The organism is Pseudomonas sp. sp1636 (assembly GCF_030376615.1).
Taxonomy (GTDB): Bacteria; Pseudomonadota; Gammaproteobacteria; order Pseudomonadales; family Pseudomonadaceae; genus Aquipseudomonas.
The window spans coordinates 57822-79475 of sequence record NZ_JARRAB010000002.1 but is presented as its reverse complement, the minus strand read 5'-3'; the positions used below and the strand labels follow the sequence as shown (position 1 = coordinate 79475).

The window sequence follows — 21654 nt, the reverse complement described above, 5'->3', positions numbered from 1 at the left end:
AGGCACTCAATTGCCGCTTCTGGTCGACTCCGGCCGCTTACGAATGGCAGCTGTCGACCGATTCTGTTGAAAAAGTCGGTTTTTCAGCTCGTCTGAACTCAGCCACGATCACCACCGGAGAAGGTGATTGGCTGGGATGTGATCTCCAAGGCTGAACGAGTAAAACAGTCGCTCCTGCCCACTCGATAACTGCTGTGAGATCCCCCTCCGTCCAATGAAGAGATTTTGCCGCAGGCCAGACAGGGGATCTACTTTTTCAACAGAATCGACCCATTGCAGTCATTCAAGGAACTCCGGCCGATGACCGGTCAGCAGCAGTTTCGGCCAGTGATGGCCAAGCCATCACCTCACTGTTTCGGGCGTGTTGCGGCTAGGTAGGCTCCCTGTGAGATTGAGGCCTCCATAACGCCACCTGCACCTCATCATTGAGCGGGCTCAGCCGAGTTCAGCGGAAGACTGTCGTTTTCCGGCAAACTCGCTGTAACTTCGTTAGCTAATTCATCAAGTACAGCGAAGACCCCAACCAGATCCTCGCTATACGAAGCTGTGTAGTTGGATGTGACTACATACCGCTCTTTGAGGTGCAATTCTCTTTGGAGAATGTGTTCCCGATGCTGAGCCCAGTAGCGTCCCATTTCCTTCGGATCAAAACCGCTCGAAATTTCAGCTTTTGAAGCAAAGTAACCTTCTTCATCTCCGCCCGAAAAGAAAGGATTACTCAAATGCGACAGGCAGTGGTCGAGAAAATGATAGACATTGTCCTCGTGGATATCGGGGTGGAAGCAGAAGTCAAACGCATATTCGTTCATCAGCCTAGCTATACCAGCACCATCGCCAGCACCATGCTCGTTGTAATGCCCACAGCCAACACCTGACCCATTTGGGGGCAGTGGATTACTCAACTGGTAGATCACAAAGGATTTGACGAGGGAGCGTGCCGGGGAAATACGTCGAGTAAGCGAAGCGGCATCATGCTCGGATTGAGTATCACTGGAAGCATGCTGGCCAAGTTGAGACGAAACTTCACCGAGAAAGTCTGCAACTGGGGCATCACTGACTTCCGCAAAAAAGTTTCGCTGCCGATCAATGTAGGTTCGCTTGAACAGCGCGAAGACCTCTTGAGACAGTTTTCTCATCCCCATCAATGCGAGATTACTGGTGAATCCAGTTGTCGCCGCATTTTCATCCTGATGGACGATGAGAGCTGAATGAAGATTGAACAATTGCCCCTGACGATCTGCGGAGCATTGAAGCCTGAAGATCATGAGATCGTTCCAGCCGAGAACGCCGCGATCACTGCCTGCAAGACGTTGAAGTAGGCCTTTGCCTGCGTAGGCGCGTTCACCGAAAATCCGCCATGCGATCTCTATGACATTCTCCGCAGTATTCGAGCGACGACGGCCTGATGTCCTTCCCCAGCCGGCACTATCCAAGAGTCGTAGCAGGGAGTAGATCGACCTCTGCCGCAACCCTCGATCATCATTCGCAATCGCCGAGTAGTGCGGTAGATAGTCTACGAGCGTGTTGATGGCATCTTCGGCAGCAGCGCTAGTGAAGTCATGAGACTGATTGACGAGCAACCTCCAGAACTGGTCATGCGCGCGCTCCCCTAGCTCCAATTGGAAGTCACCTGACGTCAGAACTGAACCAATGGACGCACCCTTTTGAACTCGCTCCACGGCTTCCTGGTACAGAACAAATGTCTCCTGCGGCTCGGGCGTGGCGAACCGCACAATGAGCTTGAGGTATCCCTCCAGATTCCTAAAGGAATTCTGGTTGAAGCAAGCACGCGACACCAGGACCGCCTCATCTACCTCACTTCGATCACCAAACTTCAGCGTTGTTAAGTCGAAGAGTTGTGTCAAAAGGAACCCTGCGGCCCCTTGATGCTCCGCCACCAGCTTTGAAAAATCAGCCGAGTTCTTGAACTTGTAATCGCGCCCATCATATTCGCGACGTACAGAGAAGGTTCCACAACGTCCCTCCGTCTCTTCGGCGTAGATGCGCCTGAACAACCCAGGGTAGTGCAGATGCAAAAGCATTAGGTTTATGAGGTCTCGCTTGTTGAAGTCCATCCGGCCTAAGTTGCTCTTCTCGATTTGCATGAGCAGCATGGCGTTGACGAAGCGCTTTACCTTCCGCAAGTCGCCTACAAGGGGCAAGTAATTCGCCGCCAACTCACCGTCGAGAATTTCCGCCAACTCGTTGAGCACGGTGCCCAGCTTCACCATTGTGTCGGAGGGAATCGAGCCCAGTTGGTTTTCTAAGCGATGCCAGTCCCTTCGTAAGAAGTCCCGAATGCTAGAGCTGTCAACGAACAAGCTCAGCTTGACTGTCACAAACTTCTCAAGGAACTCCCGCGCCCTCGAGCCCTCATCCTTGCTTCCAGCAAGTATCTCGGTGTCGTAACAGAGGACATACGTGGCCTGAGATAGCTTGAACGTCCGTCGCGTTGCGAACAGAACGTTGTTGGTGGTTTTCGCGTCCAATCGATCCAGGTCGTCGATGACAATGATTACGCGACGGCCGATCCGCCTAAGGACCTCGTCGATGTCATCGAGCAGCTCATCAACGGTCTCCTGCGATGGTTCCAAGGAAAGCTTGAAGCCAAGGAACGAAACGTCGGCCTTTCCTTTTATCAACCGGGAGTATCGCGATGCCGCTGGCCGAAACTCCGGAGCAAAGACCTTTCGCTGAATAGAGGCAGATAGGTCACGAATCAAGCGGTCCGCAAGGTCGGGCTCTGATGCGTACCGAAGGGGTTCGAATCGACAAACAATGACCCCGTCTTCTTCTTTTGCCCAGTAACGCTCAGCAAGGTTGATGAAGCTGGTCTTGCCGACCCCCCATGGTCCATCAACCCCAAAGACAAGCCCAGGGTGGGCAGCGCTTGCGATAACTGTCTCTGCGAACGACTTGGCTTGCACCTTGCTCGCAAGCAGATCTTCTGTCTCTTCTCCGATTTCCTCATCTGCAATGAAGTACAACTGCGGAGTCGTTCTTTTGGGGCTTGGCCAGCATTGCTGAACCAGTGGCGACAACAGTACTGCGCAGAGCAGAATGAAGACCGCTGGTGCCCAATGAGGATCCGCATTCATTAATGCTGCGTGAACCTCGGCTAGCCAGGGCGAGGCTAACTCGTTTATCCAGATACCGCTACCGATCGCGACCAGCAGATCGAAGCGAAGACTGCGGCCCATTCGTGCAGCAGCGACGTGCGCTCCCCGCTTGAATGCGTAGGTCAGACATAGCAGCGCTCCGCTCAGTATCCCGCCGATCTTTACCCAGAGGGCTACGTCAGACAATGTCGGAGCGAAGTTCGCTCCGAGGTAGAAGGCTACCCGCCAAACCTCCGCCCCTACTAATCCAGTGACAAGCGGCCTGGCGAATACCAGCAACTCGGGCATCTTCATCGCTGGTTTGGTAGCAGTCATCGATTTCTCCTTCATGATTCAGTGCTATCTCCTAGCGTAATAGCCGACATTAACACTCCGCTGGGGTCGATACCGGCTCGTCGTGACCGGCAGAAGCCGACCCAAACCAGCCGGTCGCGACAGGCAACAACCGGCCAATAGTGGACGGTGGACAGTCGAGGGGCGAATGGGTGGAGTCGACCCGGCTAAAGCCTGCCCCTTGTATGCAAAGGGTTGTCCGTGGCCGATCGCCAAGGAAACGATGCAGGCTCTTGTCGTTTCTCATCGGGGTTACAGATTCGACGGTAGGTAATGAACGCACAGATGGAAAGCGTGAGAACAGGCTACAATCAGGGGCACCGACTATTCGATCCCCCCAGCGTCGGTGTCTGGAGCCGGGAACGTAAATTTTCTTGCGCTCTTCGTCAGCGGGATCGATAAATAAAGAGGACACATGGCGTGCGCCGGTGTCGAAGTTACAGGGCCAAGCAGTGAAAAGGAGGTAAACATGGCTAAGAATTTCTTGGATTTGAAGACAGATCCGGGTCTGTTGTGTGCGCTCCAAGGGGCCTCGCAACACAAGCAGACTGCCGCCGAGATGCTGGAACAGCGAGTATCGTTCGTCTATGGATCTGTAAGCTCGAAGAACGGCGTCACGCGCGAACAGGTTCGCAAGTTGATTCTTGAGCAGGAAGGAGTCGAAGGGGCGAAACGTTGATCCTCTTCGAATTGTGCGGTAACACCGAGCAAAATCCAGTCTACCAAGAACTGGAAGTCTCCAATGGCAATCGGCAGTACGACTTCTTAAGGTCCATAGTAGGCGCTGCATTGGCTGTGGACCGCGCGTTCTTGTCGAACCACATCATCAAGGCTTTGAATTTTCATGCCATTACTTGCCTGCATACGAATGCCGGCGAGTACCGTCCTTGCCAAGTCGTCGTGGGCAACCATATGCCTCCCGAGCACTACCGGGTCGAGGCGCTCATGGACGACTTTGTGAATATAGTGAATAGGAGCTGGGAGCAATCCGACCCAGTGACGCTCACGGCATACGTGCTCTGGCGGCTAAACCACATTCACCCGTTTATCAATGGCAATGGTAGAACGGCTAGAGCTGCCTGCTATTTCGTGCTGTGTGTGAAGTCCGGTAGCTGGCTACCAGGAACTACGATCCTTCCTGAGCTTATTTGTCGCGACCGAGATGAATACGTAGTTGCACTCCAGCGTGTAGACGAGTCTTTGACCCAAGGTCCGTTTGACCTTAGCCCACTGCATGAGCTGTTGTCCAAGCTCATCACAGAGCAGCTCAGTACACAACAGCCCCCCGCTGAGAACCCTTAGTATTACCTCCAAATGCCTTTGTCGTTTCGGTCGCGGTAGGGATGGCAGTTACCTGCCCCCCCCCCCGCACAGATCCGTACGTGCGGAACTACCGCATACGGCTCCTGCCTCGGGTATGTGACGCGAAGCGATCCTCAGGGTACGGGTGTGCATTCTTTGGGCTGGGTATGTAGTGATCTGTGAGCAGTCCGAAACGAGACCATTGCAGCCGATTTCTCTGGCTGCGTCGCCCGAGAGCCTGACGCCAGTACCGACAGATAGCCTTCCTGAAGCCACTGAGACGCTTCAGGTTTCCTGGCACCGCGTGGTAATTGAAATATCCACTCACCACCCGATTGAGCCACTGCCCTTGAGCCCGGACAGGCTCATGACGTCGGCGTTGCAGTTCATCCCGGATAGCCAGCAGCGTCGCACGCATCCGCTTCTTCACCGTCAGTCGCAGCACTTGGAAGTCGCCGTTTCTTTTGGTGCTACAGCAGTGCGTGAGCCCCAGGAAGTCAAAAGTCTCCGGTTTGCCCAGTCCTCGCCGCCGGCGTTTGCCTATGGCAAAACGACCAAATTCAATCAGCCGTGTTTTCGCCGCATTGAGGGATAGGCCAAACCTGGCCAGGCGCTCCTGCAACTGTGCCAGGAACTGCTGAGCCTGCGATTGCTTCCTGAAACCCACCACGCTGTCGTCTGCATAGCGCACAACAACCATATCGCCACGGGCATGCCGGTATCGAACTTTCATCGACTATCCTCCGCCAGCTTTAACTGGCGCACTAAGCGTCCAGCCAAGTCACCTTCCGAACTCCAGCATTAAGGGCGATGGTGTCCGCGTATTTTAAGCGGACGCGATAGCCCTTATCGCCGGGATTTCCATGCGCCAACGAAGACGTCGTAAAGAATTACGACGGTCGCAGATTCGATTCGACCTCACGAGGAGACGCCGTGCTCAAGACGCCCGATTAGTGTCAACACCTGACGCTGACCTTCGGCAGATACTGCCAGATGCAACGGAACAGCATGTCCTAACGCCATCGCTGGCTGAGTTAGCCAGCGAGCAGCAGATTGACTATCAAGCGCGAAGAATGCCAAGGAGGCCTCCATCACATCGGCAATCGAGGGAGACTGGAGGATGTTCTCCCTGGAGGCTTTCATGATTCGTTCATCATAAGCCGTGGTGCTTTCATGCTCTGGACAGCGCGTCCGCATCCAGCCCGAGCGAGAGACCGTCCTACCGGGGGCACCACACACCTCACAAACGTGCAGCGATAGCGACTCGGAGAGATCCACCACCGAAGTTGCGTAGTCGCTTGCGTGTCGACAGTAGAAGCGAAGCCCGCCAAATTTTTCTTTCACCTGCGAAGCCATCAGTTGCTCGGTGCCAGTGGCGTTTATGTGATGTTGAATTAATCTACAGGCGGCCTCGATGAGCGTGAACCAGCCGTCCCCGCATTCGAAGCCGAACAACCGTTGATTACCCGGTTCGCAAGCTGAAAAAATGGCCGGGTAACGCGTACACAGCAAAGCGTCAAGTTGTTCATGCATGATTTCGACAATCTCCTTAGCAAGTCACAAGTGATCTACATCCGATTCGATCGTCACATCATCAATGTACGCAGTACCGCGACCCGGCCATGGCAGAACTGGCGAACAACTCCAGCAAGAACATCAGCGATTGTCGCCCACCTCATGAATGAAATTTCACAAGCAGAAGCCGATTGCCATCAACAGTCTCGATCATGTACCGGTGATCGATCTCGATGACCTGGCACATAGCAGAGCGTCAAATTCTTCACACATAGTAAAAATCCTCAGCTTGCAGGTCATCCCTAGCTACATGTAGATCCAGCATCAATGACCTCTTTAAGCGCTACTATTGAAATAGTCCACCCCCCTGCTAAGTGCTCTAGCCTTTTAAAGCCAAACTGTTTAATCAGTGGCACCTCATGCTTTCCGGGGAACTCAAACCCCAAATTAAAGTACCCTACTTCTTCTTGAGCCATGATTATAAAATCAAATAACTCCAACAACGGGCCCTTACTCTCAATGCCGTACACATTGTAAACATTGGCTATTACTAAAGTATCTTCTGGCCAGCTTGCACCGCGTGCTTGCACACGAAAATATACATCCAATGCTTTATTGCAGTGAAAACGAATGTTTTCACGATTCGGGACACCAAAAGTAACTTCGCACCCTGGATAGCGTTGCTCATAAAACTCTTGAGCTAGTTTAGAAAATTTGTCCTTGGCACCTTGCACCCGAACCCAATCGGGATGGATTGCTTTACGTGCTCGCAAAGCGGCAAATGTCTGATCATCGTCCGACATAAGATTTAAGCCCTCGGTCTAATCCTATTTTTATTACGCAACCAATGCTTCGCCATATATCTATTCCACCTCGAATTTCAACAGGCATCACTCTTGGAGTAGTGCATTTTTAAATTCGAGTGCACATGCAAGTCAAGAAATTTATTATTTTTTTATTGACTATTTAACTTTCACGTGATAATTGCTACCTTGGCTCGGCTTTATAGATTTATTATATTTCCGATAATTCCTGTTATCGGAAACTTCCCATGGATGAATTTGGCCGTCCGGCACAAAGACTTGTGGCAGCCTCAACAAAAGCCATTACAGAAGGCAAATTTTATGATGTCGGGATCAACTAAAAGCCGGACGTATGTCAGGTAATCCAGGAACCGGCATAGATTCAGTGCCTTACGCCGCAACCTCACCACCTTTGGAGATTTTGCAAATGATCCACCCAGAATAAAATATAGGGTGCCTCACTTTGCCCTCACCGCTATACGCCTCGTGCTAGAGGGTTCACCGCAATTGGTAATCCGCATTTGTCAGTTAAAACCCGGACTACCAGGGGCTCGGTTGATGAGAAGACGCTCTCCAGCCACCAAATGAGGTCGATTGGGGCTCTAGACCGTTCCAGATCGCTCGAATTTTCTGCCACCTCTGTGGCAACTAAAAGCCGGACAATCCTCAATTTTCGACCTGGCCCGCATCACAATTAAACCCTTCAATGCCTGGAATTGCTGTTCTAGAGCCCTCCGAGCAAGTCAGTTAAAACCCGGACAAAGCATCGGAATGTCAGCTAATTCCCGGACCGGTTCTCGCGATTGCGGTGATCACCCACCATGAATGGCTCCGATACGGTTGCCGGTGTCCGACTCAGTGCTCGACGCGGACAGCGTTTCTCTGGAAGGTCGTGGCCTGCTGGGTAGTGCTTACAAACACTTGAGCACACGTGACGCCCTGCCCAAGATCGAAAAGTCGATATGCAGGTGGGCTCTTCGGTCGCCTTTCCAAACGCAATTTAGCAAAGCGAATGCGCGCCTCCAGGGCAGGCTGGGGTAACGAATCTATGTCAGTTAAAACTGCTATAAGTCAATCACTTACGTAGTGTCCGGAAATTAACTGCTCCCGACAGATGAACTGGATTACTTAGGCTCTATAAGAAATAGTGGTGGTGGCCTGACTACCAAGATCCACATGGTCTGCGATGCTAACGGTGTGCTGTGGCGCTTTTTGTTGTCGCCGGGTCAGGCCAGCGATATCTCCTTGGCACAGTCGCATCTACGCCTGTACTGCGACCGCTACCGGATGCAGCCTGTAATTCCGCTGTGTACCTTGAAGCGCAAGAACAAGCCAGAACTGCCACGGCTGTTCGACCGTCCTAAATACCGGCAGCGCAACATCATCGAAAGGAAGTTCGGCTGGTTGAAGTAAAGTCGGAGGATCGGCACTTGCTACGACAAGCTGGCCAGAAGTTCTTCCCCAATGGTCACGCTGGCTTGCACGCTGCGGCGACTACGGCAGTACTTTTCGCACAGAACCTAGGTGCTGACTTCAAGAAATTTCTCACCTCGCTCCGCGAGAACCGATCCAGTGGCTAATTGGCAATAATCATAGCTGTCACTCATAACACCACCGCACCTGAGCCCTATTTCCAGCAGGGCTTGAGTGCGGCCTTCTACATCACCACAGCTAGGCTGCTGGTAAACCACGCATGCTTCCTTGAGCAGCACACAGCGTAACGACAGCATATATAGTTATGTTAGCCGGCTTGCTAACTAACTTTCGCTCTACCATCGCCCACTAGCTGACTAAATCCATCAACACCATATAGGCTAATCAATATGGCAATTTTTCTATTGGCTGGGATGCCATTTGTCCACCGCCTCAATCCCAGACGATATTCATCATATACAGCATCCATCGACTCAGAATTAAAAAATGAACTTATCCCCATCAAGGCACTATCTATCATAGCCTTTTCAAACTCACTCCTTTCATCCTGACTCAGAAACTGACCGACTCTGTCATAGTCGCCACCTTCCTCCATAGAACATGCCCTAAAAAACACCTTATCCATCTCTGCAATATTAAAATCCATATTAAACCCCCATAAATTAATCCACACCCACAACATTAACAACAGAAACAATTATGTCAACCAATATTTAATCACTGGATAACTTCCGATGCCCCGCATCGGGTATATTGATTTCAAAAAAAATTAAGCGTCAATCTGATTGACGCATAAATCAATCAATATAACTAGAGTATTGTGAGGGGGATTAAAAGGGGGAGAGCACAGGTATTCAATCGAAATCACCTACTTACAATCACCTTCGTCATTCTCTATACATAGAAACGACTACAATGAAGACAATTGTTATAGACCCGACCTGAATACAACTTCCCTTCCCTTTTTCTCCTTAATAAGCTTACCAACCCTAACAAGGGCATCCAGTTTTCGGTCCGTCGCAGACTCTTCAAGCCCCATATGCTCTTTCACGAACGCAAGCATCTCCTTACGACTCCGATGTTTCACGTCTTTGAAGGCCAAACCGATATCGACACCCTCCTTTTTTACTTCGGAGTTTGCAGCATTAGCAAGTCTAAATGAGACTCCATCTGCCTCAAGGCTAAGCTCATCTAGACACGGAACGGCTCTAACTGAAAACTTCAGAGTGTGCTTATTACCTATTTTCGCAATCGAAATCACACCGTCCACTTCAGCGTGAATTGCTGAAGCGCCTCTAATCCCTCTAGCGCCAGCATTTCGATCAAAAAGCTCTTTCTTTGAGTGATGTACGACGATGTGGGTACGCTGCGAATTTATCTCTCGAATCGAACGCATGACCTTACTCATTTCTACGTTGTTATTTTCGTCTGCATTCGTCATTCGTCTCAGCACATCCCAAATCACAAGATCTGGATCAGCGAATTCAATAAGCCCCTTCAAATAATTAATCCACTGCGGATCATTGACATCGACTGCACTCCAAAGGCTGTTTACTGCAAGCCTCTCCTCACAACGTAGAACAGCCTCCTCACTACCAAAAAACTCCAATGTTCGACGTCCTATTACCGCAGGTGCTAGCTCAAAATTAAAGTAGAGAACCTTATTTTTTCTAGTTGACTTAAAACCGAGGAAGTCCCCCCCTGCCGCCGCCGCCATAGCGAGCTGCATTACTAGCCTAGACTTTCCTGATTTTGGCTCCCCTGTGATCAACCATTGATGTCCCTTGTCACGATCATTTTCAATAAGACCCTCGAACATCCAGTTAATCGGAGCCTTTGCGCACTCAACAAGCGACCTCATGTTTGATTTCGACATCACCTCAGCGTAACTCACATTAAAATCCATAATTACTCCAAAATTATAATCATCCGTAGCCTAGGCTTATCGCCTGACTTCCGACCACATATATGCATTGAAATCACCACAATGGCTTACTTGGAAAGATACAAACAGTTTTAAACCTGTCAAGCACATCAGGAACAACATAAATAACTTACACCAACTATTGACAATTCAATTTCTGTTTTTAAGATTGGAATGGCAAACCACTAAGGAGCTACAAATGCTTAAATCGCAAATTTATAATTTCAACGAAAGTTTCAAATCCATAAACGAGATCGCCATGACATCTCTAGGAGATAATGACTGGGACATAACAACTGACATAACAAAGCTTATTTACCACGGAGACGATGATGTAATTGAATTTATGGAGGCAACCATTCTAACTAAAATTGAGCACAACAAGACCTGCCTCATTATTGAAACCAAAGGGACACGTGAAGTATTTGGCTCAGACCTAGGGCATTACGAGTTTAACGAGACAAATGCCAATATATACAGCACAAGCCCTAACACTGACTTTTCATCTCACAAACCTTTTAATCGGGAGCTTACCCCTCACATCAAAGATAGCGACATTAATGCTTCCAACCTAACACTCTTCATAGCACTTCCCTCACCCCATGATAGAGCCAAAAAATTCAAAGGAACAATTAGTATCTAGTAACTACAACAACCCTCATACAGGTTCCACTGTGTTCCTGTATAGAGGGCCTTCCCCCTCTTTACGCATATACACCACGCCATATTCTATATATTAAAATTTTTCTTATGCACAGCATGCAATAAATTATAAAATTAGCAACCATCTAAGCAAACCCCATCTACCTGCATTACTTCATTTTGCAGATGGCACACAGAGAAACCTACGAACCGGTTCGGGAAATTGAGTTCATCACGCACAAATGGGCGACTGGAGAGTTTCTTTTATAAGAAGAGCGATGCTTTCGCGCATCGAGACAAGCAGAAGAAGTTCAGGCTTGAGAATATGCACCCACGTATACGATTTCTTTTCAACGGCACTCCTATCACCGATCTTGATCTATTAATGAAATACAATTATTGAAGCGTCATGCGGATTCAGTATCTCGAAAGCCATTCTACAGTTTGTGCACTCTAATTATTTCTTCCATTAGGTCATGCCATCCCAAGACAATTGCCGGGACCTCGTCGCAGATCTAGCTGCCATTAAGCTTGAATGGCATCAGGAACTGGTTAGCTCGATACTTCGAGCTATCGCTACCGCATCCCCGAGATCCGCGAGATCCCCGAGATCCTTGACTACCATCTGAATTTTCTAATATTATGCCATATATTAATTATCCTTGTCAAGGCATTCCACATGAAAGAAAAACAGTCAAGGACTAAATCTCAAGGCCGCCCTTCACTCAGCCCAGTGGAGAAGCAACGCCGCCTAGTCGCCCGCCTCTTCGAGAGCTGCGCGGACCTTGAACTCCGGATCACTGAAGAGTCTGGCCATGATGCCGCTACTGAGACTGAGGCTCCTTTACTGCTGAGCACGTTCAACCAGCGCCTTTCTTTTGCTCGGGACGTAGCTATTCACGAGCATGCTGGACGCTCAGCAGAAGCGAAATCCATTCGTCAAAAGCTGAACCTCTTTCGCCCTCAAGGCTTCACAGAGGAAGCCTGGAACACCCTCCCTGATGCAGAAAAACGCATGGCTCCAGGCAAGCCGAAGATGCCCAAGGAGCTAGAGCTGGCTCGTATTGAAATCAAGCGAGAAGATGAGCTTGAAAAGCTAAAAGCAATGGAAGCCGAATTCGGAGATAAGTCCTCCGACATCGACTCTCTACGCGCCTTGCATGGAAAAAATCAGATCGGACGCCCCGGAAAAGACATCCTCGGCACCCTCGACAGACAGATGCATACAGCTTTCTACAAGCGACGCGATCTCGCCCGCTACACAGATCAGGACGAAGATCAAGACCAAAGCATGGGTCGACCCAAGAAGTCCTACGAAGAGCGCTATGCGTACTTCACCAGCATCATCGATCACTGCCGCGACCAGATCCATCAGGGCGAAAGCAAGCTAGACCTCATTCATCTCCAGCTTCGCTACCTTAAGCGTCTGCGGGATCGCGCCACCCGCCTCCGACTCCAGGTCAAGACCGCACTCGGCCCGGCACTAGTGTCACTCAAAAAAGACCTAGCTGTCGTCGAAGCTCAGATTGAGGTTGAAGCAAGCCAGCTCAGTGACTTTCAGAATATCTACATTACAATGTCGAACAGTCAGATCGAGACACGACGAAACTCAGTAGTAAAGAAAATCAAGTCATTCGACTCAATCGAATTTACCAACACCAACACATAAAAATTGGGAACAAAATGAGCAAACTCGCAGAGTTCAAAGCACTCGAAGCCCAGCTAGCTGAACAACTAGCTCAACTCGACGCCCTGAAAAACGACGACGGTCTGAAGAAAGAAATTGAGTTTGAAAGCAAGCTGCGCGCTCTGCTTGCTGAGTACGGCTTCTCGCTGCGTGAAGTGAAGCTAATCCTCGACCCGCACGCTCGTGCAGATCGTGCCACAGGCGCTGTTGGTCAGCGTAAAGAACGACAACTCAAGGTCTACATCAACCCGAACAATGGCGAGCGTGTTGAGACCAAAGGCGGTAACCACAAGGTGCTCAAGGCTTGGAAAGAACAGTTTGGTGCTAAAGAGGTCGAAAGTTGGCTCCAATAGGCTTACTCTATCGCAGAGGTGCTTTGGACTGTAATGGCCTCAAGAACAACGGACTTTTAAAATATGCTTGCTCGAATTTTTCTAATGCTTTCAATCACTGCTTTTTTGGGCTGTTCGAAACAAGAAGAAACGACTCCGCCCAATATTGGGAGTAGGTTTGTCGGCGAATGGCAAAAAGAAGGTGCTCAAATCTATGTAAAAATAGATGACGACGGGGGACATTACCTGATCAGGCAGATCTATAACGGTAAAGTTATCGCAACGAATATTGGTGAAGTGGTCGAGGATCACTTGCGCACGTCTCAAACCGGGCTTGGCGACAAGATTTTCTACTCAAAAACAGAGGACGCCATAATTTTTGATGGCTCATTTGATGGATCGATAGTTCTTCATCGCAAGTCCCCGTAAGTATCATAAAGCATGGATACCCTAAGCCCACACGAACGCAGCAAGCGTATGGGCAAGGTTCGCTCTACAAATACGAAGCCTGAATTGCTAGTCCGGCAGCTCGTCTTCAGCATGGGTTATCGCTACAGACTCCACAGGAAAGACCTTCCAGGAAAGCCGGATCTAGTTTTTTCATCACGCAAAAAGATCATTCTCGTGCATGGCTGCTTTTGGCACAGACACGATGATCCTAGCTGCCGCCTTGCAAGGCTTCCAAAGTCGCGATTGGATTTCTGGCTTCCAAAATTCGACGCAAACCTGAGGCGAGACGCTCTCGTTGCTGACCAGTTGGACACCCTCGGCTGGGATGTGTTGATTATCTGGGAGTGTCAGCTACGAGATGTGTCTGCTCTCGAAAATAAAATCCGCGAGTTTATAGAACACAAGGCCTCCAGTTAGGCGGCTCGGTTTAGTCGCCTTCTGCTTCGATAAATTGGTTCGAAAGCACGGACGGTATGCTCCTCAGATAGACCTCGGCTTCCCGTCCAATCTCCTCTGCCGTTTCTTCACGAACAGGAAGTTTCTCAGCCCACTTTCTCCCTGGATGCAGCGTATCCCACCTCGGCCGCATGCCCTCCTTTCGTCCTTTACCTGGCGGATGGTTTCCGAAACCATCAATCAAGACATTCCAAACAGGCGTGAATCTATTAATTATTAACGACTCGCCCAAGGGAATCCAAATGTCATCTACCACCAAAAATCTACAATAGAAATCTTCTATATTTAATTCTGTTTTCTTAATACTATTCGCATGCTCGCGCAAGCGGCTAACAAGTGCCGGTCCAGTCTCCTTCTCAGTCTCCATTCCCGTTCTAGAGCCTGGAGGGACGGCCTTGCCTACATAGATTGGCCACAGGAAGGATGCATTCTTATTCATCCTCGCCAAATTAGCGTAGATCGGAAGATCGCCAGTATAGTAAATAGCATAAACTCCAGCGCCATCGAACCTTGGTAGCTTTCCAAGAGGATGCACCTCCTTTGTAAGAAGAGCTTCTGCCACGCTGGCTCCGAGATTCTTCTTATCTAAAGGATTGAACGGGACTACGCTCATGCTACGAACTTCCCTTTATTCTTACTTTCTCGTTGAAGGATTTCTAACTCAGCCAGAATCAATTTCTCTGCAACGCTAGAAGCGACTTGTTGTGCAAGCAACACAGGTACTGCGTTGCCCAACTGTCTCATTGTCTCTGTCCAGCTTCCGTGGAATTTGAAGCCGTCAGGGAACGTTTGGATACGAGCACTCTCACGGACGGTGAAATAGCGAACATCTCCATTCTCTTTGACGAGCATGTTCTCACCACCAGGAACGCCGTGATCCCCTGCCTTCAGGGTCTTCGCAGGAAGATCAAGCGGACTGCCGGTGTGACCGGGATACGAACGAGCACCGCCTTGGAAGACGTGATTCGAAATCTTAAATGCTGCCCTTGTTTCCGGATCAGGCAAGCCACTGATCGCATCACGGACCGTGCGCCAAGGCTGCGCATCAATCGGCATGTCACTTTTTTTCATCTTCTTGACACGAGCAGCCAGCTTATCCGGAACTGGCGGCATCTTCATTCCGTGCCGTGCCCAATATTTTCCAGTAACCCATTGCGAATGCAGCAAGGCTTCGTGACTGTGGGTAGCCTTGGGAAACGACCACTCAATGCCAAGATCATCACGGAATCCGACGATGAATACCCGTTCACGCTTTTGCGGAACACCGTAATCGGCTGCATTCACCAGCGTTGGAACAACGTTATAAGTTAGTCCCCTCCCCTTCTTCTTGCCGCTCGTGTGCTCGGCCTGAAGGCGCATGAAATGCTCATCCCATGCCTCGTTTTTGCGATGAGGTAGTTCCGGAAATTCAAGCTGAAGAAGGATGTACTGGTAGTAGTTGGCAAATGCGGCCCGCGTCAAACCTTTCACGTTCTCTACGATGAACGCTTTGGGCTTCAATCTCCGGATGATATCGACTGTGGCCGGGAACATGTCTCGGCTGTCGTCGTAGGCTTGGTGCTTGCCACCGATGGAAAACGGCTGACAAGGAGGCCCACCAGCAAGCAAGTCAATACCCTCGGGGATGGATGACCAGTCGAACGTACGGACATCTCCTTCATGAAGGGTCCAGTCAGCAACGAGCGGGTATCCACGCTTGCGGTTCTCACGAACCGTGTCACACGCCCATTTGTCCCACTCGACGACGGCCAGGTGCTCAAACCCAGCTATCTCGCATCCCATCGCCAGTCCGCCGGCTCCCGCAAAAAGCTCTACCGATCTCATGGACATCCCCTCAAAAACCCCTTACAAAAAACCGCCACATACTATCAGTCGATGTGAACGGCGTCGTTAATTCAGATGCTATTTCTGTCAAGCACACCACCCTAACCAGCCCGAGGCAAGGCACCCCAGTTGCTTGTATAAGCGGGCGAAAGCAGCTCCCTCTTCACCTCCCAAGCCCGCCCTCCTGGCCAGATCGTCCCTACACGCACTACTCCCCTGCCGAACCGCTGGTTGAGCACATCAATCGTCTCCATCAGCCTCTCCACGTTCTTGCGCGGCGGTTCAGCAAACAGATCAGGCGTGTACCCATCCGCTTGCACAAGATTTGTCAGCAAAATCCCAACTTTCGAGTACGCATAGCCTTTTCGGAAAATCCGGCTGAGGGCCTGGTTCGCAGCCTGCGTCATCAACATGGTGTCGTTAGTCGGATGCGGTAGCACGCAGCGGACGCTGTTGAAGTAGCGTTGACGATCTTCGACGAAGCCGGATGTTTGCAGGTTGATGATCATTTCCTCGGCCAGACTCCCCTGCTCTCTCAATTTCTCAGCTGCTCGTGCTACGTAGCTCGCCAAGGCTTCGCGGATCGGCTCAATCTGCTTCAGCTTCGTGCCGAACGACTTCGCGCTACAGATTTCTTTTTTGAGATCAGGGGACTGGTGCATACGTATCCATTCTTCACCACGAAGCTCGCGGGCGGTGCGCTCAAGGACACGGCCAAATGTCTTCCGAATCATTGTTAGATCAGCATTAGCGAGATCCCAAGCGGTCCTGATCCCTAGTGCTTCTAGACTTTGATTCAACCGGCGACCGACGCCCCAGACCTCCTCGACTGGAGCAATCCGCAGCAGCTTGTCTCGCCTAACAGGATCGGTCAGGTCAACAACTCCGCCAGTCTTCTGCCATTTTTTGGCCGCGTAATTTGCGAGTTTTGCGAGGGTCTTGGTATGACCTATACCCACTCCTACTGGCATCGCGCATTCGCTCCAAACGCGGTCTTTGATGTCTTTACCGATGGCTGTCAGGTCACCCTGCATCCCCGTGAGGTCTGCCCAGGATTCGTCGATTGAATAGACTTCAATGTCGGGCAAACAGCTGTGGATACAGCGCATGACTTTGTTCGATACGTCAGCGTAAAGGGCGTAGTTGCTCGAAAAGGCCATCACGCCCGACTTACGAAGTTGTTCACGGATTTCGAAGAATGCTGCGCCCATGGCAATGCCTAGGGCCTTCGCTTCGCGTGTACGAGCGATGACGCAGCCGTCGTTATTCGACAGCACGACAATGGGGGTTGTGGCCAGTTCAGGACGGAAGATGCGCTCACACGAGCAGTAGAAGCTGTTGCAGTCGATTAGCGCGTAGACCCTCCTCATGGCCGGAGGTCTCTGAAGAGGAAATCGATGATACCCCAAAGCACCACATCATCTTGTCCGGCCAGGTGCTGGCACTCGCCCTGGCGGTCTATGGTGACGAGAGAGCGCTTTTTCTCTGTGTCCGTGAGTATCGAGCAGAGTTTGAACTCGTTGTCGATGATGACGATTGCTGCGCGGCCAGGGTTGGCCTTGCCTGTCCGGTTCACGACTAGAACATCGTGTTGGTAGATGCCAAGGCCCGCCAGCACGTCGCTGTCAGCGATCCAAAGCCAGATATGAGGCGCACCAAGGCCTACGTATTCGTCGATGCTGAGAGGGCCTTGCTCGTGATCGCCGGCAGGAGATTGGAAGCCGGTGATTTTCAGTTTTTCTGGAGATAGACACAGGCGCTCGATGCGTCGGCCCGGAGTCAAAAATGCGGTGTTCATCGGGCTGCTCTAAAATACTGGACATGCGTACAGTATAGTCAGATTTTTCCGAACCCAAAGGGGGCGACGATGTGTGGCGGCGTTGAAATTTCCGGGCGATACACACGATCTGGCGAGCAGCTGAAGATTTACTTCCCAAATCCGCGTGCGGCCCTGCCCGTCCTCGGCAGCGAGGAACAGGTCGTGTGGATTCCGTGGGGCAGACGGAGGGAGCAGGCCGGCAAGGGGCCTGCTGGCGGATGGGCGCGACTCAGCTCAGTCGAGGAGGGGCGGTGGGAAAAGTACGGGCCGACTCCTGTCCGCATCCCAGCTGCAAAATTCATGGAGAAAGATGAAGCGAAGGTCAGCCACTGGTTCGACTTGGCCGAGGGCGCGATGATTGAGGGGCTTGTGATCGGGGATGGTGAACAGCAGCGGGTCTACGTGATCACTACAGATGCACCTGGCGAACACCAGTGGGTGCATGATCGATGGCCACTGATCAGTTTTTAGCCGAAATAGAAGTAGTTACTGAAGTAGTGACTAAAGATGGCGTCCCCGGCTGGAATCGAACCAGCACCGACCCCTTAGGAGGGGGCCGTTCTATCCATTAAACTACAGGGACGGATAGCTTAAAACCCTTTATCTATAAGGCTTTCATAGAAAACCAAGTCTTACATGTCATGCCTAGCCTCTGCATGATACCAGCTTCAAGAGAAGTAGTTATGACTAGCCCTTAGGAGGGGCTTATTCTATCCATTGAACTAAGGGGACTCAGTCGAACTGGCCGAGCAATCGCGACGACCGGGCGGCATGTTACCCAGCATGAACGGATTTGTCATGCCGCTGCCAGCATAAGGCGGCCATACTGCCTGCAGCCCCGCGAGGAGATCAGCATGTCCCGGCCCGCCTCATCCGTCACCCATTACAGCGTGCGCGCCGCCTGCGCCGGCGATGCCCAGGCCCTGGCCGCGTTGCTGCAGCAGCTGGGCGCCGACGAGCCGTGCGCCGACCCGCAGCTTCTGGCCCTGCGCCTGAGTCAGTTGCCGCACGGTCGCGCGGTGCTGGTGGCCGAGCGCGACGGCAAGTTGCTCGGCAGCTGCACGCTGCATCTGATCGAGCACCTGGCGCACAATTTCGCCCGCTCGGCGATCCTCGAGGACGTGGTGGTGGCTGCCGACGCCCGTGGTTTGGGCATCGGCCGGGCCTTGCTGGCCAAGGCCGCCGAGCATGCCCGCGCCTGGGGTTGCTACAAGCTGGCGTTGTCGAGCAACCACAGCCGCGAAGACGCGCACCGTTTCTATGCAAACCTGGGCTTCAAGCCCCACGGCATCAGCCTGGCGCTGAGCCTCGACTGAGGCTCGAGGGTGGACAAGCTGCGCGTCATCCACCCACCGCTCAGAACAGCCCGAGGGTGTGCACAAACACCAGCAGAATACCCAGCGGCGTGACCCAGCGCAGCACCTGCCACCACAGCTTGAACAGCTGTGGATGGCCGATGCCCAGCGCCTCCTGCACGACCGTACGGTTCAGCACCCAGCCGCCGAACAGCACCGTACCCAGGCCACCGAGCGGCATCAGCAAACTGGTGGTGAGGTAGTCGAGGCTGTCGAAGAAGGTTTTGCCGAACAGGGTGAGTTCGCTCCAGACGTTGAACGACAACGCCGTGCCCAGGCTCAACAGCCACAGGACAATGCCGCTCAACACTACCGCCTTGATCCGGCCGATGGCGAACTTCTCGCCGAGCCAGGCCACGGTCGGCTCCAGCAGGGAAATCGCCGAGGTCAGCGCGGCGATGGCCAGCATGATGAAGAACAAGCCGCCGACCAGCTGACCGAACGGCATCTGGCCGAAGGCGATCGGCAGGGTAACGAAGATCAACCCGGGACCGGCGCCCGGCTCCAGGCCGTTGGCGAACACCAGCGGAAAAATCGCCAGGCCGGCCAGCAGCGCCACCGCGGTATCGGCCAGGGCGACCATGATTGCGGTCTTGGCGATCGAGGTGCCGGCCGGCAGGTAGGAGCCGTAGGCCATCATCGCGCCTGTCGCCAGGCTGAGGGTGAAGAAGGCATGCCCCAACGCCACCAGCACGCTCTGGCCGCTGAGCTTGCTGAAATCGGCCGCGAACAGGAAATGCACGGCCTCGCCGAAATGATCGGTAGTGGCGGCGTAGCCGACCAGCACCAGCAGCAGCGCGAACAGCCCCGGCATCATGAAGCGCAGCGAACGCTCCAGGCCCTCGCGCACGCCCAGGGCGACGATGCCCAGGGTCAGCAGCAGCACCACAGTGCCGAAGCCGACGAGCTTCCAGGGATCGCCGAGCATGGCGCCGAACAACGCGCCACTGGCCTCGCCATTCAGTCCGGAAAAACTGCCCATGATGGCCGCTGGCGTATAGGCCAGCGCCCAGCCGGCAATCACCGCGTAGAAGCTGAGGATCAGAAAACCGGTGAGAATCGCCACACTGCCGAGCAGGCGCCAATGGCGGCTGGCTCCGGCGGTCTTGGCCAGCACCGCCATGGCCCCCTCGGGATTGGCCCGGCCACGCCGGCCGATCATCACCTCGGTCATCAGCAGCGGAATGCCGATCACCAGGATGCACGCCAGGTAGACCAGGACGAAGGCGCCGCCGCCGTTCTCGCCGGTGATATAGGGGAATTTCCAGATATTGCCCAGGCCCACCGCCGAACCGGTGGCGGCGAGGAAGAATGCCCAGCGCGACGACCACAGGCCACGGCCAGTGCTGCTGGAGGCGCCGGCCATGCTGGCGGCGGCGATACTGTCTTGACTCATTGGGGCTTGCCCTCTTGTTGTTGTGGAAAAAGTCATTGCCGGTTGCTGGGCGGCGCTGCGGACTGCAGCGGAACCAGGGCCGAGCCCTGGCATCCGCTGCGTGCGGCGCGCCCTCCGTCAGATACCGGCGTGCAGGCGCTCCCGGGCCATGCGATCGGCCACCGCCGTGGTGGTGCTGCCCTCGCGCTCGGCGCGCTGGAAAATCTCCTCCAGGGTGGCGCCTATGCCTTCGATATGCGCCTTGAGTTCGGCCGTGCTGCCACCGCTGCGCTCGTAGCAGACATCGATGATGCCGCCGGCATTGATCGCGTAATCCGGCGCGTACAGGCAACCACGCCGACGCAGCTCCTCGGCCAGTCCGGCATCGGCCAACTGGTTATTGGCCGCCCCGGCGATCACCGGGGCGCGCAACGCTTCGAGGGTCTGCGGGTTGATGATGGCGCCCATGGCGCAGGGGGCGAACACGTCCACCTCCAGGCCGTAGATGTCGTTCTGGCCGACGGCCGTGGCGCCCAGCTGCTCCACCGCGCGCTGCACATTGGCCTCGACTATGTCGGTCACCCACAGCTCGGCGCCGGCTTCCTTGAGCTGCCGGGCCAGGCCGAAGCCGACTTGGCCGACGCCCTGCACCGCCACCCGCAGACCCTTGAGGTCATCGCGACCGAGACGATGCTTGACCGCCGCCTGCAGGCCGATAAACACGCCATACGCCGTCGAGGGCGACGGATCGCCATTGCGCATGCCGCCGCCGAAGGCCTCGCGCTGGCCGGCACCGGCCACGTGGCGGGTACGCTCGGCCATGATCTGCATTTCCGCCACGCCGGTGCCGGAGTCGGCGGCGGTGATATAGCGTCCGCCCAGGCTGTCGACGAAATCGCCCATGGCCTGGAACAGCGCCGCGCTCTTGCCGGTGTGCGGGTTGCCGATGATCACTGCCTTGCCGCCACCCAGCGGCAATCTGGCCAGCGCCGACTTGTAGCTCATGCCCCGCGACAGGCGCAGCACATCGCGCAGCGCTTCCTCGTCGCTGGCGTAGGGCCACATGCGGCAACCGCCGAGAGCCGGGCCGAGGTTGCGGTTGTGGATGGCGATGATGGCCTTCAGACCGCTGGCCTGATCGTGGCCGTAGACCACTTGCTCGTGGTGATCGAAGTCGATATGGGAAAACACGGACATGGGGGTTCCTCGAAAGGTTCTTGTTGTGGAATTTGGGGTAGCCAAGATCGCACTAGCAGGCCCGCCCCGGGGCGGGCCTGCTGCATT

Annotated in this window: 21 protein-coding genes, 1 tRNA gene and 1 pseudogene; 10 read left to right on the top strand and 13 right to left on the bottom strand. The window is 53.2% G+C overall.

Annotated elements, in window-relative coordinates; all coding sequences use genetic code 11:
• Positions 1 to 422: 422 nt before the first annotated feature.
• On the bottom strand, positions 423 to 3434 hold the full coding sequence (locus P8H27_RS02050) for a KAP family NTPase (protein WP_289634959.1): 3012 nt from the start codon (positions 3432 to 3434) through the stop codon (positions 423 to 425).
• Positions 3435 to 3921: 487 nt separating this feature from the next.
• Between P8H27_RS02050 and P8H27_RS02045 the strand changes: the two genes are divergently transcribed.
• Both P8H27_RS02045 and P8H27_RS20580 read left to right on the top strand, forming a co-directional pair.
• Entirely contained in the window at positions 3922 to 4131 is a 210-nt protein-coding gene (locus P8H27_RS02045; RefSeq protein ID WP_289634958.1) for a hypothetical protein, read from the top strand.
• A 116-nt stretch (positions 4132 to 4247) separates the two neighbouring features.
• On the top strand, positions 4248 to 4754 hold the full coding sequence (locus P8H27_RS20580) for a Fic family protein (protein WP_374761318.1): 507 nt from the start codon (positions 4248 to 4250) through the stop codon (positions 4752 to 4754).
• An 88-nt stretch (positions 4755 to 4842) separates the two neighbouring features.
• Here P8H27_RS20580 and P8H27_RS02040 read toward each other — a convergent pair whose 3' ends face one another.
• The 3 genes from P8H27_RS02040 to P8H27_RS02030 form a co-directional block, all read right to left on the bottom strand.
• Positions 4843 to 5487, bottom strand: a complete 645-nt coding sequence (locus P8H27_RS02040; RefSeq protein ID WP_289634957.1) for a reverse transcriptase domain-containing protein — start codon at positions 5485 to 5487, stop codon at positions 4843 to 4845.
• Positions 5488 to 5672: 185 nt separating this feature from the next.
• Positions 5673 to 6287 carry an antitoxin Xre/MbcA/ParS toxin-binding domain-containing protein gene (locus P8H27_RS02035; RefSeq protein ID WP_289634956.1) on the bottom strand — a complete coding sequence of 205 codons (615 nt, stop codon included), beginning with the start codon at positions 6285 to 6287 and terminating at the stop codon, positions 5673 to 5675.
• A 284-nt stretch (positions 6288 to 6571) separates the two neighbouring features.
• Positions 6572 to 7072 carry a hypothetical protein gene (locus tag P8H27_RS02030; RefSeq protein ID WP_289634955.1) on the bottom strand — a complete coding sequence of 167 codons (501 nt, stop codon included), beginning with the start codon at positions 7070 to 7072 and terminating at the stop codon, positions 6572 to 6574.
• Positions 7073 to 8179: 1107 nt separating this feature from the next.
• Here P8H27_RS02030 and P8H27_RS02025 point away from each other — a divergent pair.
• Positions 8180 to 8596: pseudogene (locus P8H27_RS02025) on the top strand (transposase); the annotation flags it as partial.
• A gap of 229 nt (positions 8597 to 8825) precedes the next feature.
• On the opposite strand, the gene P8H27_RS02020 reads toward P8H27_RS02025, so the two are convergent.
• A complete protein-coding gene (locus P8H27_RS02020; protein WP_289634954.1) occupies positions 8826 to 9152 on the bottom strand; it encodes a hypothetical protein in 327 nt (108 codons plus the stop codon).
• A gap of 282 nt (positions 9153 to 9434) precedes the next feature.
• A complete protein-coding gene (locus tag P8H27_RS02015; RefSeq protein WP_289634953.1) occupies positions 9435 to 10412 on the bottom strand; it encodes an AAA family ATPase in 978 nt (325 codons plus the stop codon).
• Positions 10413 to 10629: 217 nt separating this feature from the next.
• On the opposite strand from P8H27_RS02015, the gene P8H27_RS02010 reads away from it, so the two are divergent.
• From P8H27_RS02010 to P8H27_RS01990, 5 genes are all read left to right on the top strand, one after another.
• Positions 10630 to 11073: a hypothetical protein gene (locus P8H27_RS02010; protein ID WP_289634952.1), complete on the top strand. Its 444-nt coding sequence runs from the start codon at positions 10630 to 10632 to the stop codon at positions 11071 to 11073.
• A 678-nt stretch (positions 11074 to 11751) separates the two neighbouring features.
• Complete coding sequence (locus P8H27_RS02005; protein WP_289634951.1) at positions 11752 to 12741, top strand: hypothetical protein; 990 nt, start codon at positions 11752 to 11754, stop codon at positions 12739 to 12741.
• 14 nt (positions 12742 to 12755) lie between these two features.
• Entirely contained in the window at positions 12756 to 13112 is a 357-nt protein-coding gene (locus tag P8H27_RS02000) for a histone-like nucleoid-structuring protein, MvaT/MvaU family (RefSeq protein ID WP_289634950.1), read from the top strand.
• A 63-nt stretch (positions 13113 to 13175) separates the two neighbouring features.
• Positions 13176 to 13520, top strand: coding sequence for a hypothetical protein (locus P8H27_RS01995; RefSeq protein ID WP_289634949.1), 345 nt, complete (start codon positions 13176 to 13178; stop codon positions 13518 to 13520).
• Between the two features lie 12 nt (positions 13521 to 13532).
• Complete coding sequence (locus P8H27_RS01990; RefSeq protein ID WP_289634948.1) at positions 13533 to 13958, top strand: very short patch repair endonuclease; 426 nt, start codon at positions 13533 to 13535, stop codon at positions 13956 to 13958.
• A gap of 10 nt (positions 13959 to 13968) precedes the next feature.
• Here P8H27_RS01990 and P8H27_RS01985 read toward each other — a convergent pair whose 3' ends face one another.
• The 4 genes from P8H27_RS01985 to P8H27_RS01970 form a co-directional block, all read right to left on the bottom strand.
• Complete coding sequence (locus P8H27_RS01985; protein WP_289634947.1) at positions 13969 to 14610, bottom strand: Eco29kI family restriction endonuclease; 642 nt, start codon at positions 14608 to 14610, stop codon at positions 13969 to 13971.
• Positions 14607 to 15821 carry a DNA cytosine methyltransferase gene (locus tag P8H27_RS01980; protein ID WP_289634946.1) on the bottom strand — a complete coding sequence of 405 codons (1215 nt, stop codon included), beginning with the start codon at positions 15819 to 15821 and terminating at the stop codon, positions 14607 to 14609. The genes P8H27_RS01985 and P8H27_RS01980 overlap by 4 nt, the downstream gene beginning before the upstream one ends.
• 101 nt (positions 15822 to 15922) lie before the next feature.
• Positions 15923 to 17191: a Y-family DNA polymerase gene (locus P8H27_RS01975; protein WP_289634945.1), complete on the bottom strand. Its 1269-nt coding sequence runs from the start codon at positions 17189 to 17191 to the stop codon at positions 15923 to 15925.
• Positions 17188 to 17619 carry a hypothetical protein gene (locus P8H27_RS01970; protein ID WP_289634944.1) on the bottom strand — a complete coding sequence of 144 codons (432 nt, stop codon included), beginning with the start codon at positions 17617 to 17619 and terminating at the stop codon, positions 17188 to 17190. The genes P8H27_RS01975 and P8H27_RS01970 overlap by 4 nt, the downstream gene beginning before the upstream one ends.
• 69 nt (positions 17620 to 17688) lie before the next feature.
• Here P8H27_RS01970 and P8H27_RS01965 point away from each other — a divergent pair, with 69 nt between their 5' ends.
• Entirely contained in the window at positions 17689 to 18111 is a 423-nt protein-coding gene (locus tag P8H27_RS01965) for a hypothetical protein (protein ID WP_289634943.1), read from the top strand.
• Positions 18112 to 18148: 37 nt separating this feature from the next.
• On the opposite strand, the gene P8H27_RS01960 is transcribed toward P8H27_RS01965, so the two are convergent.
• Positions 18149 to 18223, bottom strand: a tRNA-Arg gene (locus P8H27_RS01960).
• 271 nt (positions 18224 to 18494) lie between these two features.
• On the opposite strand from P8H27_RS01960, the gene P8H27_RS01955 reads away from it, so the two are divergent.
• Entirely contained in the window at positions 18495 to 18956 is a 462-nt protein-coding gene (locus P8H27_RS01955) for a GNAT family N-acetyltransferase (RefSeq protein WP_289634942.1), read from the top strand.
• 40 nt (positions 18957 to 18996) lie between these two features.
• On the opposite strand, the gene P8H27_RS01950 is transcribed toward P8H27_RS01955, so the two are convergent.
• Complete coding sequence (locus P8H27_RS01950) at positions 18997 to 20391, bottom strand: sodium-dependent transporter (RefSeq protein WP_289634941.1); 1395 nt, start codon at positions 20389 to 20391, stop codon at positions 18997 to 18999.
• 117 nt (positions 20392 to 20508) lie between these two features.
• Positions 20509 to 21567 carry a Glu/Leu/Phe/Val dehydrogenase dimerization domain-containing protein gene (locus tag P8H27_RS01945; RefSeq protein WP_289634940.1) on the bottom strand — a complete coding sequence of 353 codons (1059 nt, stop codon included), beginning with the start codon at positions 21565 to 21567 and terminating at the stop codon, positions 20509 to 20511.
• Between the last annotated feature and the right edge of the window lie 87 nt (positions 21568 to 21654).

What these genes read in the sequence shown, in the direction of transcription:
- P8H27_RS02030 (WP_289634955.1), bottom strand. Translation starts at nt 7,072, where the DNA reads ATGTCGGACGATGATCAGACATTTGCCGCTTTGCGAGCACGTAAAGCA.
- P8H27_RS01965 (WP_289634943.1), top strand. Translation starts at nt 17,689, where the DNA reads ATGTGTGGCGGCGTTGAAATTTCCGGGCGATACACACGATCTGGCGAG.
- P8H27_RS02035 (WP_289634956.1), bottom strand. Translation starts at nt 6,287, where the DNA reads ATGCATGAACAACTTGACGCTTTGCTGTGTACGCGTTACCCGGCCATT.
- P8H27_RS01970 (WP_289634944.1), bottom strand. Translation starts at nt 17,619, where the DNA reads ATGAACACCGCATTTTTGACTCCGGGCCGACGCATCGAGCGCCTGTGT.
- P8H27_RS02000 (WP_289634950.1), top strand. Translation starts at nt 12,756, where the DNA reads ATGAGCAAACTCGCAGAGTTCAAAGCACTCGAAGCCCAGCTAGCTGAA.
- P8H27_RS02045 (WP_289634958.1), top strand. Translation starts at nt 3,922, where the DNA reads ATGGCTAAGAATTTCTTGGATTTGAAGACAGATCCGGGTCTGTTGTGT.
- P8H27_RS01945 (WP_289634940.1), bottom strand. Translation starts at nt 21,567, where the DNA reads ATGTCCGTGTTTTCCCATATCGACTTCGATCACCACGAGCAAGTGGTC.
- P8H27_RS02040 (WP_289634957.1), bottom strand. Translation starts at nt 5,487, where the DNA reads ATGAAAGTTCGATACCGGCATGCCCGTGGCGATATGGTTGTTGTGCGC.
- P8H27_RS01955 (WP_289634942.1), top strand. Translation starts at nt 18,495, where the DNA reads ATGTCCCGGCCCGCCTCATCCGTCACCCATTACAGCGTGCGCGCCGCC.
- P8H27_RS02015 (WP_289634953.1), bottom strand. Translation starts at nt 10,412, where the DNA reads ATGGATTTTAATGTGAGTTACGCTGAGGTGATGTCGAAATCAAACATG.
- P8H27_RS01975 (WP_289634945.1), bottom strand. Translation starts at nt 17,191, where the DNA reads ATGAGGAGGGTCTACGCGCTAATCGACTGCAACAGCTTCTACTGCTCG.
- P8H27_RS01990 (WP_289634948.1), top strand. Translation starts at nt 13,533, where the DNA reads ATGGATACCCTAAGCCCACACGAACGCAGCAAGCGTATGGGCAAGGTT.
- P8H27_RS02005 (WP_289634951.1), top strand. Translation starts at nt 11,752, where the DNA reads ATGAAAGAAAAACAGTCAAGGACTAAATCTCAAGGCCGCCCTTCACTC.
- P8H27_RS01980 (WP_289634946.1), bottom strand. Translation starts at nt 15,821, where the DNA reads ATGAGATCGGTAGAGCTTTTTGCGGGAGCCGGCGGACTGGCGATGGGA.
- P8H27_RS02020 (WP_289634954.1), bottom strand. Translation starts at nt 9,152, where the DNA reads ATGGATTTTAATATTGCAGAGATGGATAAGGTGTTTTTTAGGGCATGT.
- P8H27_RS01950 (WP_289634941.1), bottom strand. Translation starts at nt 20,391, where the DNA reads ATGAGTCAAGACAGTATCGCCGCCGCCAGCATGGCCGGCGCCTCCAGC.
- P8H27_RS02010 (WP_289634952.1), top strand. Translation starts at nt 10,630, where the DNA reads ATGCTTAAATCGCAAATTTATAATTTCAACGAAAGTTTCAAATCCATA.
- P8H27_RS02050 (WP_289634959.1), bottom strand. Translation starts at nt 3,434, where the DNA reads ATGACTGCTACCAAACCAGCGATGAAGATGCCCGAGTTGCTGGTATTC.
- P8H27_RS01995 (WP_289634949.1), top strand. Translation starts at nt 13,176, where the DNA reads ATGCTTGCTCGAATTTTTCTAATGCTTTCAATCACTGCTTTTTTGGGC.
- P8H27_RS01985 (WP_289634947.1), bottom strand. Translation starts at nt 14,610, where the DNA reads ATGAGCGTAGTCCCGTTCAATCCTTTAGATAAGAAGAATCTCGGAGCC.